Below are 15,264 nucleotides of genomic sequence, written 5' to 3' on the forward strand. Positions count from 1 at the left end.
AATATCGCAACTACATCAAATCGGCGATTAAGCAGTGGCTAGATCGAGGCGTGGATGCTTTGCGGGTAGATACGGTAAAACATATGCCAATTTGGTTTTGGCAAGAGTTTATCGCCGATATTCAAGCCCATAGACCGGATGTGTTTGTCTTTGGTGAATGGATTTTTAGCCATCCACTTGACGATCTCTCGGTAGAATTTGCCAACTGTTCGGGGATGTCCATGCTCGATTTTGGGCTGTGTCTAGCCATGCGAGATGCTTTAGCAAAAGGAGCAGAGAGTGGATTTCAACTGATTCAAGACATTTTCGATCTAGACGATCGCTACAACGGCGCAACAGAGTTAGTCACGTTTATTGACAACCACGATATGCCGCGTTTCCAGTCGCTCAATCCCGACCCTGAAATGCTCCGAGTGGCGATCGCTCTAATCATGACATCTCGTGGTATCCCTTGCATCTACTACGGTACGGAACAGTATCTTCACGACGATACAAATGGCGGAAACGATCCCTACAACCGACCGATGATGACGAGTTGGGACAACGACACTGAAATCTATCGTTATATTCGCTTGCTTTCTGGCTTGCGGCGACTCAACCCAGCCGTATCGGTTGGTAGCCATCAGCAGCGATATATTACCCCAGATGTCTACTGCTATGTCAGAAGATATGGTGAGTGTACCTGCTTTGTTGCCATGACTCGGGGTGAAGCCGTCACGATTGATACAGTCATGACAGACTTACCAGATGGCGAGCATACTTGCGTGTTAACGCGGCGCAAATTTACAGTGGAGAACGGCGAGATCCGCAATTTAGAACTGGGACGAAGAGATGTCATCGTTCTCAGTCATATTGGTGAAAGGGCAAAAGCTAAAACTTTAGTTAGAGTGCAATTAAATGGGGTCAACACTCAACTCGGTGAAAGAATTGTGGTGATGGGCGATTGTCCAGAACTAGGAAACTGGGATATTGGCAAGGCTTACCCCCTAGAGTACATTAATGCCAATACTTGGTTTGCTGAAATTCCCTTCGAGGAGAGTGCTGGTAAGTTAATTACTTACAAATATGCCATGTTGCGGGAAGGGCGATCGCCATTACGGGAAAATATCGTGGCTCGACGTTGGGTTGTTGCTAGCGAAGGGACGGTTAAGTGGCGAGATCTCTGGGCATCTGGGAGAGAATCGTAATTGGTAATTGGTAGTTGGTAGTTGGTAGTTGGTAGTTAGCAGTTGTTTTTCTTCCCCTGCCTCCCCTGCTCCCTCAGGTTCCTGAGCTGCTCTTCTTCCCGACTCCCAACTCCCGACTCCCGACTCCCTAATTCAGGAAATTGCGAAGACTAGAGTTCGGTTTTACGCCTGTCGCTAGTGCCAAAATATCGATACTCTCTTATTGAGTAGCAAAAGTGGAACTATCTAGAAAAGCGGAACGGAACGGAGAGTTGCTAGCTGTGAGAGGGGGCGATCGCTGGTGCAAATGTGGACTTTACCAACTATAAGGGAAATTATTACCAAGAGCAGAGCGGATGAGATTGGCTGCTACACTCCAGAGTTGGAAACAGAAGTCATTCGCCATACAAGTGCTGCATCTAAACGGCTTAAAGTCGTGAAAGAGTGGAGTGGGGCGATCGCAGCACTCGAACAGCTATTGTTAGATAGACTTGGTTCCCCATTGTCAAACTCTTTAGGAATTAAAGGCGATCGAGGCATCGTTTTAGCTGGTCCAGCACCAATTTTGAGTCAACAGGAGTTGCTGGCTAACTTTCAAACTGGAGTGTTTACCGCAGAGTGGCTGAAGTTATCTGGAGGAAGACCGTTTCAACTCCCGCCAGCTGCAACCAAGTCTGATGTAGCCAAGTCTCAAGCAAAATCCGATCCTTTACCTGTAGCAGTGGAAATCGATCCCCCTGGTAGTACGACTATACCCTTGCTACCGGGAGATCCGCTAGCAAAGGAACAGTTTTGCTTGGTTTTGACAGATAGTTTTAGCTTGGTGATGGTTGCTGGGGTAGATGGCAATAACGACCCAGTATTTATGTTTGCATTTGAACCGGAGATAGTTGCGCAGGCATGGCAGACGCTTCGGGCGCGAGTTGCTCTTACTAGCCCCCGATATCTACTATTGCAACTCGATGCGATCGCCCATAAATATGCTCCCGTTGCCCCAGATTACCGTATCGTGGCTCAATTTAGCCGTCTGTTACTAAAGCATTTGCCAGAACAAGAAGCGGCAAGCGGCAAGCGGCAAGCGGCAAGCGGTCAAGAAGATCCAAGCGGCAAGCGGCAAGCGGCAAGCGGTCAAGAAGATCCAAAACAAAAAATTCCGAATGCCGAATTCCGTTCGCGAAGTGTAGCGTCAGCGTCTATTCCGAATTCCGAATTCCCTCGTCCCGATTTAGAACTACTGCAAGCATTTGCCCACGAAGTTCGCACGCCTTTGACGACAATTCGCACGCTGATTCGCCTGTTATTGAAGCGACGAGACTTGTCTAGCGATGTGCAAAAACGCTTAGAGGCGATCGAACACGAGTGTCGAGAACAAATCGATCGCATGGAGTTGATGTTTCAAGCGGCGGAACTAGAAACATCTGCTTCAGATAGCAACAATAATAATTATTTGATTGCCACATCTTTAGAACAGTTGTTGCAGCAGAGTATTCCCCGCTGGCAACATAGTGCGAAACGCCGCAACATGACTTTAGATGTGATTTTGCCGCAGCAAATGCCAACGGTGATCAGCCATCCTAGTATGCTCGATCGGGTACTGACAGGATTAATCGAGAATTTTACTCGCAGCCTACCCGCTGGCAGTCAAATTCAGGTGCAAGTCATTCCCGCTGGCGATCAACTCAAGCTACAGTTATTTTCGCAACTTCCAGGAGAAGACGACGAAGCGACACCAAGTTTTTCTGTCACGTCGATTGGCAAATCTCTCGGTCAGTTACTCACTTTTCAACCTGAAACAGGCTGTATTAGTCTCAATCTCAATGCTACTAAGCACCTATTTCAATCGATTGGTGGCAAATTGATCGTGCGTCAGAAACCACAACAAGGAGAAGTATTGACAGTCTTTCTTCCTCTATTTGGGAGTGGGGAGTCGTAGGCAAAAAATAACGCTGAACTAAATGCAGATGCAACCCAGAAAATAATAATAGCTAGAAATCTCTGGATAATCCTTAATAAAAGCCTTATCATCTATGTCTGCCACCACGCTTTACTTAGATGGGGCAATAGGTAACAAAACATTGAAAATAGAACCCTCACCGACTTTACTTTTAACGGAAATAGAACCGCCACAGCGTAGTAAAAGTTGTTGGACGATCGTTAAACCAAGTCCCGCGCCGCCTAGATCTTCGCTGGAAACAGAACGCACCCGGTAAAAGCGATCGAAGATTTTGGGGATCTCGTTAGGTGAAATACCAATTCCGGTATCGCGAAATTCTAGTTGCACGTATTCGCCTTGAGTACAAGCTTTGACCCAAACTTGCCCGCCTGTAGGAGTAAATTTAATGCTGTTATGTAACAAATTAATAGCGATTTGCCGCAACCAATTGTTAGAGCAGAAAATAGAAGGCAACTCGGGAGAAACGGTGTAGGCAAGCATAATACCTTTTTCTTGAGCTAGAGGTTGATAGGTGCTGACTACCCCTGGAATAATTTCACTCAGTTTCAATGGTTGTAAAACTGTTTGTTCCGCCGTTTTGTCTAATTGGACTAATTCTAATAAACCATTAATTAAAGAGTTTTGGCGATCGCACTCGCTACTCAAAATCTGCAAATAGCGCTGTTTTTGCGGTGGTTTGAGGTGAGGAGAATTTAAAAGACTCAAAGCCGTTTTCATATGTGTCAGCGGAGTGCGGAGTTCTTCGCACATCCGACCGAACGATTCATCTTTACGAGTTAAGGCGTTTGCTAAAGCTTGATTTTGCCGTTGCAAAGTGCCAGTGAGTTCGTCAAACGTAGTCCGCCGAGTCGCATCTTGTTGCTGAACTTGTTTGGCAAATAATCGCTCTAATAGTACTGGATCGGGTGCAGACGGACAAGCAAACAGCGTCTCCCAATTTTGCATCACCTCTGGGGCGATCGCTGGCTGCTTGTGCTGCGCTAGCTTCCAACGCACACTTTGAGCCACGACATGACGGATTCCCTTGAGTACCTCCTGTAAGACTCGTCCCTCAAACGAGCAAAGGCTCAGCAAGGGTAAAAATTTCTTTTGGTGAGTGTTCTCCTTAGTTTTTCCCTTTTTGCGTCTCAGCCGCGATCGATGTGCCAACACCATACAGCAGAATTGAGGCGAATGGACGATGAGAAAATAATCCCGCCGCAGATGGCTATTTGGTAATAATTGGACTGGAACCATTGGGAAGTTACCAGACACTTGAGCGATCGCAGTTTCCTGTCCGTAGCAAACATAGGTTTTGTCAGAGACTCTCACCTGCTCGTGATAGCGCTGAATCGAAGCATACCAAATTTTTCCTGATGGTAACTTCAGCCACAGTGTCGCTGAGATTTGCTTTTCTACCAGTAATTCCATCACCGATTCTACCAAGGAAAGCAAGGTTGCCGGACTCACCAACATCGGCGATGGTGGTTGTTCTATACTCAGAGCCAGTCGATAAAGGGAGATGTCCATTACTAGGAATTATGGGTTAGAGGGAGGACAAGGAAGACAAGGAAGACAAGGGAGCAAGTCAAAATTCACGCATTCAAAATTTTCCGACTCCCTCAGCTCCCTCAGCTCCCCCTGCTCCCCTGCTCCCTGCTCCCTGCTCCCTAATTCTTAGTGCATTTCTCGCCTGTTCGCGATCGTCAAAGTGGATTTTTTCTGTACCTAAAATTTGGTAGTCTTCGTGACCTTTGCCAGCAATGAGTACGCCATCGCCGGATTGGGCTTGTTGAATTGCCGTTTGAATTGCTGTAGCGCGATCGCAAATTACAATTACAGAAGGCGAGAGGTGAGAGGCGAGAGGTGAGAGGGTTGCTGTTTCTTCTTTACCTGTTGACTTTTCGTTGGGAATGCCTGTGAGAATATCTTGGAGAATCCTTTCAGGGTCTTCGGTGCGGGGGTTATCAGAAGTGACGTAAACGACATCTGCTAGATCGGCGGCGATTTTACCCATTTTCGGGCGCTTGGTGCGATCGCGATCGCCTCCACAGCCAAACACGCAAATCATCTTACCTGGAATAAATGGTCGGGCTGCTTTCAACAAGTTTTCTAAACTATCAGGTGTATGAGCATAATCGACGATCGCGCTGATATCTTGATGGGGACTCACTTGCACCCGCTCCATTCTGCCAGGGACTCCGGCAAACTGCGGCAATACGTTAGCGATGAGTTGTAAATCTACGCCCAAGTGTAAAGCGGCTGCTACTGCTGCGAGTAAATTGGCGAGATTATACTGACCCACGAGCGGCGATCGAAATTCTACTTCTCCTGCGGGTGTGTGTAATTTACCGCTCACTCCCGTTGGTTTGTAATCCAGATTGCTCAAACAGAAGTCGGCTGTTGTTTCAGCTTGGACGCTATAGCTCCACACCCGTTCCGGTGGTAGCTGTTTAATTAATCTTTGTCCGTAGGGATCGTCTGTGTTAATAACTGCTCGTCCTTGGAGATAATCGGGACTGAATAGCAAGGCTTTTGCGGCAAAATAGTCTTCCATATCGCGGTGGAAGTCTAGGTGATCTTGAGTGAGATTGGTAAACACCCCTACTTCAAACGGACACCCTAAAACTCGTCCTTGTGCCAAAGCATGAGAACTGACTTCCATCACCGCTACTTGAGTCCCCGCTTGCACGGCGCTAGCTAATTGCTGTTGCAGTTCTACAGCAAATGGCGTAGTATGAGCTGCTGTTTGCTCAAAACCCGTCCAACGAGAATAAAGAGTTCCAAATAAAGCTGTAGATAACTTTGCTTGTTGAAGGAAAAATTCGATTAAATGGGTGGTTGTCGTTTTACCATTTGTTCCCGTCACCCCCACCAGCCTCATTTGCGTAGCTGGATAGCCGTAAAAAGCAGATGCCACCCCAGCGCAAGCTCGAACCATATCTGTAGCAGAAATAATGCAAGGCTCTCCCTCAGCTCTCTTTTGGGCTAACTCAGAAGAGACTAAAGCCGCGATCGCCCCACTCGCGATCGCGCTTTGCCAAAACTCTCCTCCATCCACCCGCGTTCCTGGCATTCCAATAAACAAATCTCCCGCTTGGCAAGCATGAGAATTTGTCGTTAAACCCTTCACCTCCAGATCTAAAGCTGGATGCTGGGGTAGTTGTTCGATACTGTCAACTTTTGCTAACAATTCGCCTAACTTCATAGTTTTGTCAATGGTCAATGGTCAATGGTCAATGGTCAATGGTCATTTGTGAGTGGTGCGTGGTCGCTGGTCGCTGATAACTGATAACTGATAACTGTTAACCGACAACTGATAACTGTTAACTAGCTAGCTTAATCCCAGCTTTCAATTGCACCTATTCTGCTTCATGATGATTTACATATTTCTGGAGCATTTGCTGAATTTGACTGACTGTAGCGCGAGGAGAAGGACGAGGGAGAAGGAGCGATCGCCCATCGTCACTATGCAGAAATAAAACAGGTACTTCATATTGATATGCTTGCCACCAATCTTCCTGTAGTGTGATATCACGGACTTCCAGCGATAGCTCTTGGTGTGTAGATACAATTTGTGCTAGCTTTTCCTGCAAGCCTTCACACAAATGACATTCAGGTTTGCTATAGAGAATCAAGTGCATAAACTTAAGTCGTAAGTCGTAAATCGTAAGTCGTAAGTCGGTTGTTGCCCCTCTGCCCCTCTGCCCCTCTGCCCCTCTGCTCCCTGCTCGTGCGCTCCCTGCTCCCTGGTCACTGATTTCCGTTATTGTTGAATATGCAGAACTATTCACATCATTGCGCAGATGACTGTTTCAACATCTTCTATCCAAACACCCAATTTCGATCTAGATGAGCTAAATCGCAAATATGAGACAGCTCATCCTAGCAAAATTCTTGCCTGGTGTGTCGAGAACATTCCCACAGCCTTAGTACAAACCAGCGCTTTCAACGTAGATGATATCGTCATCACCGATATCCTCTACCGTGAACTCAAGCACCGCACCCCAGTGATGTTTCTCGACACTTTACACCACTTTCCCCAGACTTTAGAGCTAGTCTCTAAAGTCAAAGACTTGTATGACTTGGATCTGCAAGTTTATAAAATCCCAGACGTGGATACTCGGGCTGCTTTTGCTGCCAAATATGGTGAAGCCCTATGGGATAGCAACATTCAGCAATTTCACCACTTGACTAAAATCGAACCTCTGCAACGAGGACTAGCCGAACTCAATGCTGTAGCTTGGATTACCGGACGGCGACGCGATCAGGCGCGTACCCGTTCTGATATGCCCGTTTTTGAACTCGACAGTCAACAGCGCCTCAAAGTCAATCCCATCGCTTCTTGGACGCGCAAAGAAACTTGGGCGTATGTCTTCGAGCATAACGTCATTTACAATCCACTCCACGACCAAGGCTATCCCAGTATTGGCGACGAACCAATTACTACGCCTGTAGCCGAAGGCGAAGACGAACGAGCCGGACGCTGGCGGGGTTCTGACAAGACTGAATGCGGAATTCATATTTGAAGGAGCCAGAAGTCAGGAGTCAGGAGTCAGAATGAAGAGAATACCAGCAAGGGTCTTCCAAGACTTAATTGCTTGGCAAAAAGCTCATCAGTTTGTTTTAGCAGTATATCTTTTCAGCGAAAACTTTCCTAAAACAGAATTGTATGGCTTGACTTCTCAATTTAGGAGAGCGGCAATTTCTATTCCTGCCAATATTGCAGAAGGATTTAAGAAGAAAAACAAAACTGATAAAGCACGGTTTATGAATATTGCCCAAGGCTCTGTCGAGGAGTGCCGCTATTACCTGATTTTGGCAAAAGACCTCGGCTACGGCGATAGCTTAGAGTTATGCCTTCTACTTGAAGAAGTTAGCAAGCTATTAGATGCTTACTATTCTTCTCTCCTGACTCCTGACTCCTGACTCCTGACTCCTGACTCCTATGATTAAAATCCTCCACCTCTCAGACATCCACATGGGAAGTAGCTTTTCCCACGGTCGGCTCAATCCTGAAACTGGATTAAACACACGCTTAGAAGATTTTGTCAAGACTCTATCGCGCTGTATCGATCGCGCGTTAGAAGAACCAGTGGATTTGGTACTGTTTGGTGGGGATGCTTTTCCCGATGCCACGCCACCCCCATATATTCAAGAAAAATTTGCCAGTCAATTTCGTCGCTTGGTTGATGCTCGGGTTCCCACCGTATTATTGGTAGGCAACCACGACCAGCATTCCCAAGGGCAAGGGGGGGCGAGTTTGTGCATTTATCGGACTTTGGGCGTACCAGGGTTTATGGTGGGCGATCGCTTGATGACCCATCACATTCAAACAAACAATGGTACAGTTCAAGTCATCACTCTCCCCTGGCTGACTCGTTCCACCCTCCTGACTCGTCCAGAAACGGAAGGTTTATCCCTAGCCGATGTTAACCAGTTATTGATCGATCGCTTGCGTGCTGCCTTAGAAGGAGAAATTCGTCGGCTCGACCCCAAGATTCCGACAGTACTTCTGGGTCATTTGATGATCGATAATGCTTCCTATGGTGCTGAGCGCTTCTTAGCTGTAGGGAAAGGTTTTACTATTCCCCTGTCTCTACTAACTCGTCCCGAGTTTGACTACGTTGCTCTCGGACACGTCCACCGCCACCAAAATCTCAACCCGTCTAACGAACCGGCAATTATCTATCCTGGTAGTATCGAGCGAGTCGATTTTAGCGAAGAAAAAGAAGACAAAGGCTATGTGATGATAGAACTACAGCGGGGTAGTACCAAATGGGAGTTCTGCCCGCTACCAGTTCGTGCTTTTTGTACCATTAACGTCGATGTAGCCAATGCAGCCGATCCGCAAGCAGCTTTAATCAAAGCGATCGCGAAAAAGAATATTACCGATGCAGTCGTCAGACTAATTTACAAACTCCGCTCCGAGCAAATCGATTTAATTGATAATGCAGCACTTCATCAAGTTCTAAGTTCTGCTCACAGTTATACAATTCAACCAGAGCTGATCAGTCAGCTAGCACGACCGCGTTTACCGCAATTAGACGCGAGTAGCAGTATCGATCCCCTCGATGCCTTAAAAACTTATCTAGATAATCGCGAGGACTTGAAAGATATTACCGCTCAAATGATGGTAGCTGCCCAACAATTACTAGCAGCCGATACAGAAACTTGGTTAGAATCTGCCCCAGAAACTAGAATCGATGCAAGTAATACCGACGGACAGTTACGGTTACTGTGAAATCAGTTGTCAGGGAGCAGGGAGCGCACGAGCAGGGGAGAACCAACTACCAACTACCAACTACCGATTACCAGCGACAAATGACCAATGACTAATGACAACTACTATTGCAAAACTTCCCGCAGCAACTCACGGTGCATGTAGGCTCTGTCTACTAAAGACTGAATTTGGTCTGGACTTAAAGGGTCGCCGTTGGCATAATGTTCGATCCAAGTTTGGCTGATAATATTGGGGTCGTCGGGAATTTGAGCGACATCCCATCCAGGTATAGAAAGTTCTGCCATCAGGCGATCGACTTTTGGATCGTAGCTGATGGCAAAACAGCGGCAACCTTCCGCAGCTGCCATAATTAAGCTATGAAAGCGCATTCCAATTGCCATTTCTACGCCGCGAAATACGCCTTTTAAACTTTTCGGATCTTCGAGGTAGAGGATTTGATTTGCCCCTGGTAATTGCGGCTGAATCGCTTGAGCGATCGCTAAGTCTTGCGATAGTTGAAATGGCACTAATAAAATGCAGGTGTTTGTTGCCCGTTGAAAATCAACTAAAGCGCGAGTCAAATTAGCAAGGCGATTGGGAGTTAATTGTGGGTGCGATCGCAAAGTCACGGCAACTCTCGGCGCTGGTAAATCCCACAACCCAGGTGTATTTCCGGCTTCCAACGCCCATACCGGATCGGGTGCTTGCAGATGAGGAATCTGCCAATCGGTCAGCAAACTTGCCGAACCGCGATCGCGGACGCTCACCCCCGTACACCCAGCAAATGTCTGTTTTGTCAACCACCGGGTTAGAGGACTTTTTAAAGGACCAATTCCCTGCGCCCAAGCCATAGTTTTTAACCCTAACTTTTGCGCCATAGTCATTAACCCACCGTAGTAAAACGGGCTGATGGCACTGGTAGAATCTTGCATAATACTGCCCCCACCCCAAATAAAAGCATCAGACTGCTGCAAAGTTTTCCACACAGGAGAAAAAGCCATGCGATCGCAAGCTTCTACTTGATAGCGCTCCTGCGTCTGCCCTGGATTACCAGATAGAATAATAGGCGTGGCATTTTTGGGTAGCATCTGCAACAGTGTTGCCAGCAACGCCTCATCACCGCCATTACCTTTGCCGTAATACCCGCACAACACCACCTGTATTTGCCTCACATCATCACCCCGTAATCTTGACTTAATCCAAACTTGATAAAAACTTTATAATATATTGGCTGTATGTTGGCAGTTAACAGTTATCAGTTATCAGTAGAGAGTGACAGTTGACAGGTGTTTTTTCTCCCTCAGCAACCTTGCGCAACCTTGCACTCCCTCAGCTCTCTTCCCCTACTCCCTGCTCCCTACTCCCTACTCCCTCAAAATGCACGCACTCTCAATTCCTACCTGGATTATTCACGTCTCTAGTGTCATTGAATGGGCGATCGCCATTTGGTTAATTTGGAGTTATGGCGAGGTTGTGGGTAACCGCGCTTGGTATGCGTTTTCTCTGGCAATGCTACCAGCTTTAATTAGTGCCATGTGTGCCTGTACTTGGCACTTCTTCGACAATGCCCAATCTTTAGAATGGTTGGTAACGCTTCAAGCTAGTATGACTTTAATAGGAAACTTCACGTTATTAGCTGCTGGTTGGTTGCTATGGCGTTCGACGCGATCGCCAGTGACGCGATCGCACAGCAAGATTTCTTCTAAGTAGAAGGATAATAATTAAACGTACAATACATTTGCCTTCTGCCTTCTGCCTTCTGCTTATCTCTAATGATTTCAAAAGAAACCCTTTTCGCACTCTCTCTGTTTCCCTATCTAGGCTTTCTCTGGTTTGTAACTCGCTCTCAACAACTGCCACGCCTAGCATTATTCGGCTTCTACGGTACTTTGGTATTTGTCGCCGTCACTATCCCTGCTGGAATTTACGCCCAAGTCCACTACGGCGAATCTCTTGCCAATGTTGACTGGTTGCATGGTAGCGCTGAAGTATTTTTAACCCTCTCCAACATTTTGATTATTTTGGGTTTTCGACAAGCTCTGAAGCAGGGAGCAGGGAGCAGGGAGCAGGGAGCAGGGAGCAGGGAGCAGGGAACAGGGAACAGTTGACAATTGTTTTTTCCCCGCACCTCCCACACTCCCCACACCCTATACCCCACACCCTACACCCCACACCCCACACCCCACACCCTATTTACTACTGATTCCACCAGCCACTAGCCGCTAGCCACTGATAACTGATAACTGATAACTGACTTATGGATCTTCTTCCCGCCATAGATTTACTTGAAGGACGCTGCGTGCGACTGTATCAGGGAGACTACGATCGCTCCCAGGTTTTTCACGATAATCCTGCTGATGTTGCGCAACAATGGACTAGCCAAGGTGCTACGTGGCTGCATGTCGTCGATTTAGATGGTGCAAAAGCAGGCAAACCCGCTAACTTGGAGGCGATCGCGGCTATTGTAGAGGCAGTGTCAGTACCAATTCAAGTTGGTGGCGGATTGCGCGATCGCGCTAGTGTTGCCCAACTCTTAGAATTAGGCGTACAGCGAGTTATTTTGGGTACTGTAGCTGTAGAACAACCCCAGCTAGTAGCTAGTCTGTGTCAAGAATTTCCAGGGCGAATTGTTGTTGGTATTGATGCCCGTAATGGTAAGGTAGCTACACGCGGCTGGCTGGAAACTTCGGAAGTCTTAGCTGCAGATTTAGCCCAACAAATGCAACAACTGGGTGCAGCGGCGATTATTTACACCGATATTCATCGCGATGGAACTCTTTCTGGACCCAACTTGGATGCACTACGAGAGTTAGCCACAAGTTTATCTATTCCCGTCATCGCTTCTGGAGGTGTAAGTTCTGTCACCGACTTACTCAGCCTCCTAGCTTTAGAACCTCTTGGCGTTACGGGTGCGATCGTCGGTCGTGCCTTGTATACTGGCGATATTTCCCTCAAACAAGCTATACAAGCAGTTGGACAAGGACGCTGGCAAGATATCCCTCCAGATTTAGGATCGTCGGCTTTTGCCTAAATGACCAATGACACTCTACAACGTCAATTCCCACGTCTGCCCAACTAGATCTTGACCAAAGCTATGATGGGGTTCTTGGTGTACTAAGCGATATCCTGCTGCTTTGTAGATGCGACGGGCAGCAGATAATATGCTATTCGTCCATAACTCAATTTTTTCATATCCCGCCTGTCTAGCAAAGCGATCGCATTCTTTCACTAGCCGCGTTCCAATTCCTAAACCCCTAGCTTTGGGTTCGACTAGCAGCAAGCGCAATTTGGCAACTGTGTCTGATTTTTTGACCAAAAATACAGAACCGACTATTTCATCGTCCTTTTCCGCAATCCAGCACCATTCTTTTTTCGGGTCATAATTTTGAATAAACTCCGCCACAATCCCCGCCACTAGCGCCTCAAACTGCTCGTTCCAACCATATTCCCGAGCGTACAATACACCATGGCGATGAACGATCCAGCCCATGTCTCCTGGTTGGTGAGAACGCAGTAAGTAAGGAGTTTTGCTGTTGGATGCCGTACCTAATAATTCCTCAATCGTTTGCATTGCTTCAACCAAGCGGCTTTGATTGGCAACAGATATTTGACTCAACATCTCGCCAATTTTATGCTGCGATCGCTCGTTCAGCTGGGTAAAAGCTTGCTGTCCCTGTTCTGTGAGCGAGATCGAGTTTTGTCTACCATCAGTTTCAGATGGTTGGCGATCGATTAATCCTTGCTGTGTAAAGCCACGCAAGATTCGACTTAAATAACCCGCATCTAACCCTAACTCTTTGGTTAGTTCGCTAGCTGTGGTGCGATCGCGGTGCGCCAGTTCGTAGAGAATCCGCGCTTCTGCTAGGGAAAACGGGCTACTTAACAATCCTTCTTGTAAAACACCAATCTGTCGCGTGTAGAAGCGATTGAAGCGTCGTACAGTTTCTATGTGCCGAACTTGCTCTGTCTGGGCTACCATGACAACTTTTAGCTCTATACTGCTATTTAATTGACTTTAGCAAATATTTAGTTGCTTTTGTCAATCAAAATGTTGCTGATAGCTAACACAGCAAAGCGCGAAAAGCTTAGGACAAGCCAATCGACTACAAACTATGAGCCAAGACTTTTTCATCTGCTCAGAAGCTCCCTACTCCCTGCTCCCTACCATAACTGTATCCTGCGGTAGAAGCCCTTACCGCACCTTTCTTCGTAGGATTGCGTTCAGCTTCAAATCTTAAGGAGGGTGTTTGTATGCAGTGCATTTTTACCAATTTTAAGCAAAATTTACAACGCAAGGTTTTATTACTAGCGGCGATCGCGCTATTGCTCGTTTCTGGTTTGTTTGTCTCTGAGCCTAGTTATGCCGCAACTCCCAACCAAAAACTCATCCAACAAGAAAGATTGGATAAAAATAGCCAAGTTGGAACTGTGGATGTCGAGCAGCGCGAACAAGCTTATGAAGAGCAAGTAGAAGCATCCAAAGATATCGACAAAACGTACGAAGACAATCTCAAAGAGTTTAAAAAATCTCACCCTGAAGAGAATATCGTTAATAAAGCAGTAGAGGGAGCAAAAGAGGCAGTCGAGAAGGTAACTAAGTAGTAGTTACTGGTAAGCCTTTTAATTACCTGTAACAGGAGCGATGCCAGTTCAAGTTAGATTGGCGATCGCTCCTGTTATTTTATTTTTGTAAGATTATATGGGATGGGCATCTTGCCTGTCCCATCCGGTTATGGATGTAAGCGAGCGTGCTAGTAGCGAAAATAGGTACTATAGTTAGGCTGAATGGAATCTATTCATAACTCGATATTTTAATATTTCGCAAACTTTTGTGACTGGTAGCGCGATCATAACTCAAGTTATCTCATGAAATACCCAATTACTCTTTCCCAATCCTGGCGTAAATGGTTAGCAGGTATACTAGCTGTAGTCATGGCGATCGCGCTTTCTGGCTGCAATCCCACCGAGATGAGAACCCAGGCGGCTGACGTACCGCAAATAGTGGTAAGCGTGACTACCGATCCCGATACGTTTAATTATGCTTTAGGTCATCAAGTCCCAAATATTTTTAACATGACCTTTAGGGGATTAACTACAGTTAATGGCATTACCAAAGAACTCGAACCAGAATTAGCAGAATCTTGGCAAATTTCCGAAGATAAATTAAATATTATTTTTACATTAAGGGAAGGCTTAAAATGGTCTGACGGTCAGCCACTGACAGCAGATGATGTCGTATTTACTTATAACGATATTGTTTTAAATAAAGCCATTCCTACAGATTTAAGAGATTACATTCAAATTGGCAAAAACAAGGCTTATCCAAAAGTTGTTAAGCTAGACGATCGCCGCGTCGAATTTATCATGCCCGAACCTTTTTCACCGTTCTTAGCTACGACGACGGGAGATCCTACGAGTGCGATCGCCATTCTACCAAAACACGCTTTACAAGAATCAGTAAAAACAAAAGACGCTAAAGGGAACCCTCGCTTTTTAAGTACTTGGGGGACGGATACAGACCCGACTAAAATTGTAACTAATGGTCCTTTTACACTTGAAAGCTACGTACCTGCTCAACGCTTAGTTTATCGCCGCAACCCTAATTATTGGCGAAAAGATGCACAAGGCAATTCTCAGCCTTATATTGAAAAATACATTTGGCGAATTGTTGAAAATCCAGAAACAACTTTAGTTCAGTTTCGTTCTGGTGGATTAGATATAGCTTCTGCTTCAGCAGATAATTTTTCTCTGCTCAAGCGCGAAGAAGAACGAGGCAATTTTAAAATTTACAATGGTGGACCTGCTTTCGGTATGTCCTTCATTACTTTCAATCTAAATAAAGGTAGCAGAAACGGTAAACCATTAGTTAATCCAATTAAATCGCGTTGGTTTAATACAGTTGAGTTCAGACAAGCAGTTGCTTACGGACTCGATCGCCAAAC

General features: G+C 46.3%; 15 protein-coding genes. 10 read left to right on the top strand and 5 right to left on the bottom strand.

Annotated elements, in window-relative coordinates:
• On the top strand, nucleotides 1-1,187 hold a 1,187-nt coding region (locus tag ACRC32_RS22735), incomplete at its 5' end, for an alpha-amylase family glycosyl hydrolase (RefSeq protein WP_438556112.1).
• A gap of 286 nt (nucleotides 1,188-1,473) precedes the next feature.
• A complete protein-coding gene (locus ACRC32_RS22740) occupies nucleotides 1,474-3,099 on the top strand; it encodes a sensor histidine kinase (RefSeq protein WP_438556124.1) in 1,626 nt (541 codons plus the stop codon).
• A gap of 111 nt (nucleotides 3,100-3,210) precedes the next feature.
• Here ACRC32_RS22740 and ACRC32_RS22745 read toward each other — a convergent pair whose 3' ends face one another.
• The 3 genes from ACRC32_RS22745 to ACRC32_RS22755 form a co-directional block, all read right to left on the bottom strand.
• Complete coding sequence (locus ACRC32_RS22745; RefSeq protein WP_438556113.1) at nucleotides 3,211-4,629, bottom strand: DICT sensory domain-containing protein; 1,419 nt, start codon at nucleotides 4,627-4,629, stop codon at nucleotides 3,211-3,213.
• A 73-nt stretch (nucleotides 4,630-4,702) separates the two neighbouring features.
• Entirely contained in the window at nucleotides 4,703-6,307 is a 1,605-nt protein-coding gene (locus ACRC32_RS22750; protein ID WP_438556125.1) for a UDP-N-acetylmuramoyl-L-alanyl-D-glutamate--2,6-diaminopimelate ligase, read from the bottom strand.
• 154 nt (nucleotides 6,308-6,461) lie between these two features.
• The gene (locus ACRC32_RS22755; RefSeq protein ID WP_438556126.1) at nucleotides 6,462-6,743 is read right to left on the bottom strand and encodes a glutaredoxin family protein; all 282 of its coding nucleotides are present in this window, start codon (nucleotides 6,741-6,743) and stop codon (nucleotides 6,462-6,464) included.
• A 162-nt stretch (nucleotides 6,744-6,905) separates the two neighbouring features.
• Between ACRC32_RS22755 and cysH the strand changes: the two genes are divergently transcribed.
• Genes cysH through sbcD form a run of 3 tightly spaced genes read left to right on the top strand, consistent with a single transcriptional unit; the run spans nucleotide 6,906 to nucleotide 9,343 of the window.
• Nucleotides 6,906-7,628, top strand: coding sequence for a phosphoadenosine phosphosulfate reductase (cysH, locus tag ACRC32_RS22760; protein WP_438556114.1), 723 nt, complete (start codon nucleotides 6,906-6,908; stop codon nucleotides 7,626-7,628).
• A 31-nt stretch (nucleotides 7,629-7,659) separates the two neighbouring features.
• A complete protein-coding gene (locus ACRC32_RS22765; protein WP_438556115.1) occupies nucleotides 7,660-8,028 on the top strand; it encodes a four helix bundle protein in 369 nt (122 codons plus the stop codon).
• A 19-nt stretch (nucleotides 8,029-8,047) separates the two neighbouring features.
• The gene (gene sbcD / locus ACRC32_RS22770; RefSeq protein ID WP_438556116.1) at nucleotides 8,048-9,343 is read left to right on the top strand and encodes an exonuclease subunit SbcD; all 1,296 of its coding nucleotides are present in this window, start codon (nucleotides 8,048-8,050) and stop codon (nucleotides 9,341-9,343) included.
• Nucleotides 9,344-9,447: 104 nt separating this feature from the next.
• Here sbcD and csaB read toward each other — a convergent pair whose 3' ends face one another.
• Nucleotides 9,448-10,494 (bottom strand): polysaccharide pyruvyl transferase CsaB, encoded by a 1,047-nt coding sequence (gene csaB, locus ACRC32_RS22775; protein ID WP_438556117.1) that lies wholly within the window; start codon nucleotides 10,492-10,494, stop codon nucleotides 9,448-9,450.
• Between the two features lie 205 nt (nucleotides 10,495-10,699).
• On the opposite strand from csaB, the gene ACRC32_RS22780 reads away from it, so the two are divergent.
• The 3 genes from ACRC32_RS22780 to hisA all read left to right on the top strand — a co-directional run bounded on the left by ACRC32_RS22780 (nucleotide 10,700) and on the right by hisA (nucleotide 12,353).
• Nucleotides 10,700-11,032, top strand: coding sequence for a DUF2499 domain-containing protein (locus ACRC32_RS22780; protein WP_438556118.1), 333 nt, complete (start codon nucleotides 10,700-10,702; stop codon nucleotides 11,030-11,032).
• A 62-nt stretch (nucleotides 11,033-11,094) separates the two neighbouring features.
• Nucleotides 11,095-11,430 (top strand): DUF3593 domain-containing protein, encoded by a 336-nt coding sequence (locus ACRC32_RS22785; RefSeq protein WP_438556119.1) that lies wholly within the window; start codon nucleotides 11,095-11,097, stop codon nucleotides 11,428-11,430.
• A 149-nt stretch (nucleotides 11,431-11,579) separates the two neighbouring features.
• Complete coding sequence (hisA, locus tag ACRC32_RS22790; protein WP_438556120.1) at nucleotides 11,580-12,353, top strand: 1-(5-phosphoribosyl)-5-[(5-phosphoribosylamino)methylideneamino]imidazole-4-carboxamide isomerase; 774 nt, start codon at nucleotides 11,580-11,582, stop codon at nucleotides 12,351-12,353.
• 15 nt (nucleotides 12,354-12,368) lie between these two features.
• On the opposite strand, the gene ACRC32_RS22795 is transcribed toward hisA, so the two are convergent.
• Nucleotides 12,369-13,301: a bifunctional helix-turn-helix transcriptional regulator/GNAT family N-acetyltransferase gene (locus ACRC32_RS22795; RefSeq protein ID WP_438556121.1), complete on the bottom strand. Its 933-nt coding sequence runs from the start codon at nucleotides 13,299-13,301 to the stop codon at nucleotides 12,369-12,371.
• A 272-nt stretch (nucleotides 13,302-13,573) separates the two neighbouring features.
• Here ACRC32_RS22795 and ACRC32_RS22800 point away from each other — a divergent pair, with 272 nt between their 5' ends.
• Together ACRC32_RS22800 and ACRC32_RS22805 are read left to right on the top strand one after the other, a co-directional pair.
• Complete coding sequence (locus tag ACRC32_RS22800; RefSeq protein ID WP_438556122.1) at nucleotides 13,574-13,924, top strand: hypothetical protein; 351 nt, start codon at nucleotides 13,574-13,576, stop codon at nucleotides 13,922-13,924.
• A gap of 264 nt (nucleotides 13,925-14,188) precedes the next feature.
• Nucleotides 14,189-15,264, top strand: a 1,076-nt coding sequence (locus ACRC32_RS22805; RefSeq protein ID WP_438556123.1) for an ABC transporter substrate-binding protein, incomplete at its 3' end; no start/stop codon positions are given.

It is taken from the genome of Chroococcidiopsis sp. (assembly GCF_051657925.1).
Lineage (GTDB): Bacteria > Cyanobacteriota > Cyanobacteriia > Cyanobacteriales > Chroococcidiopsidaceae > Chroococcidiopsis.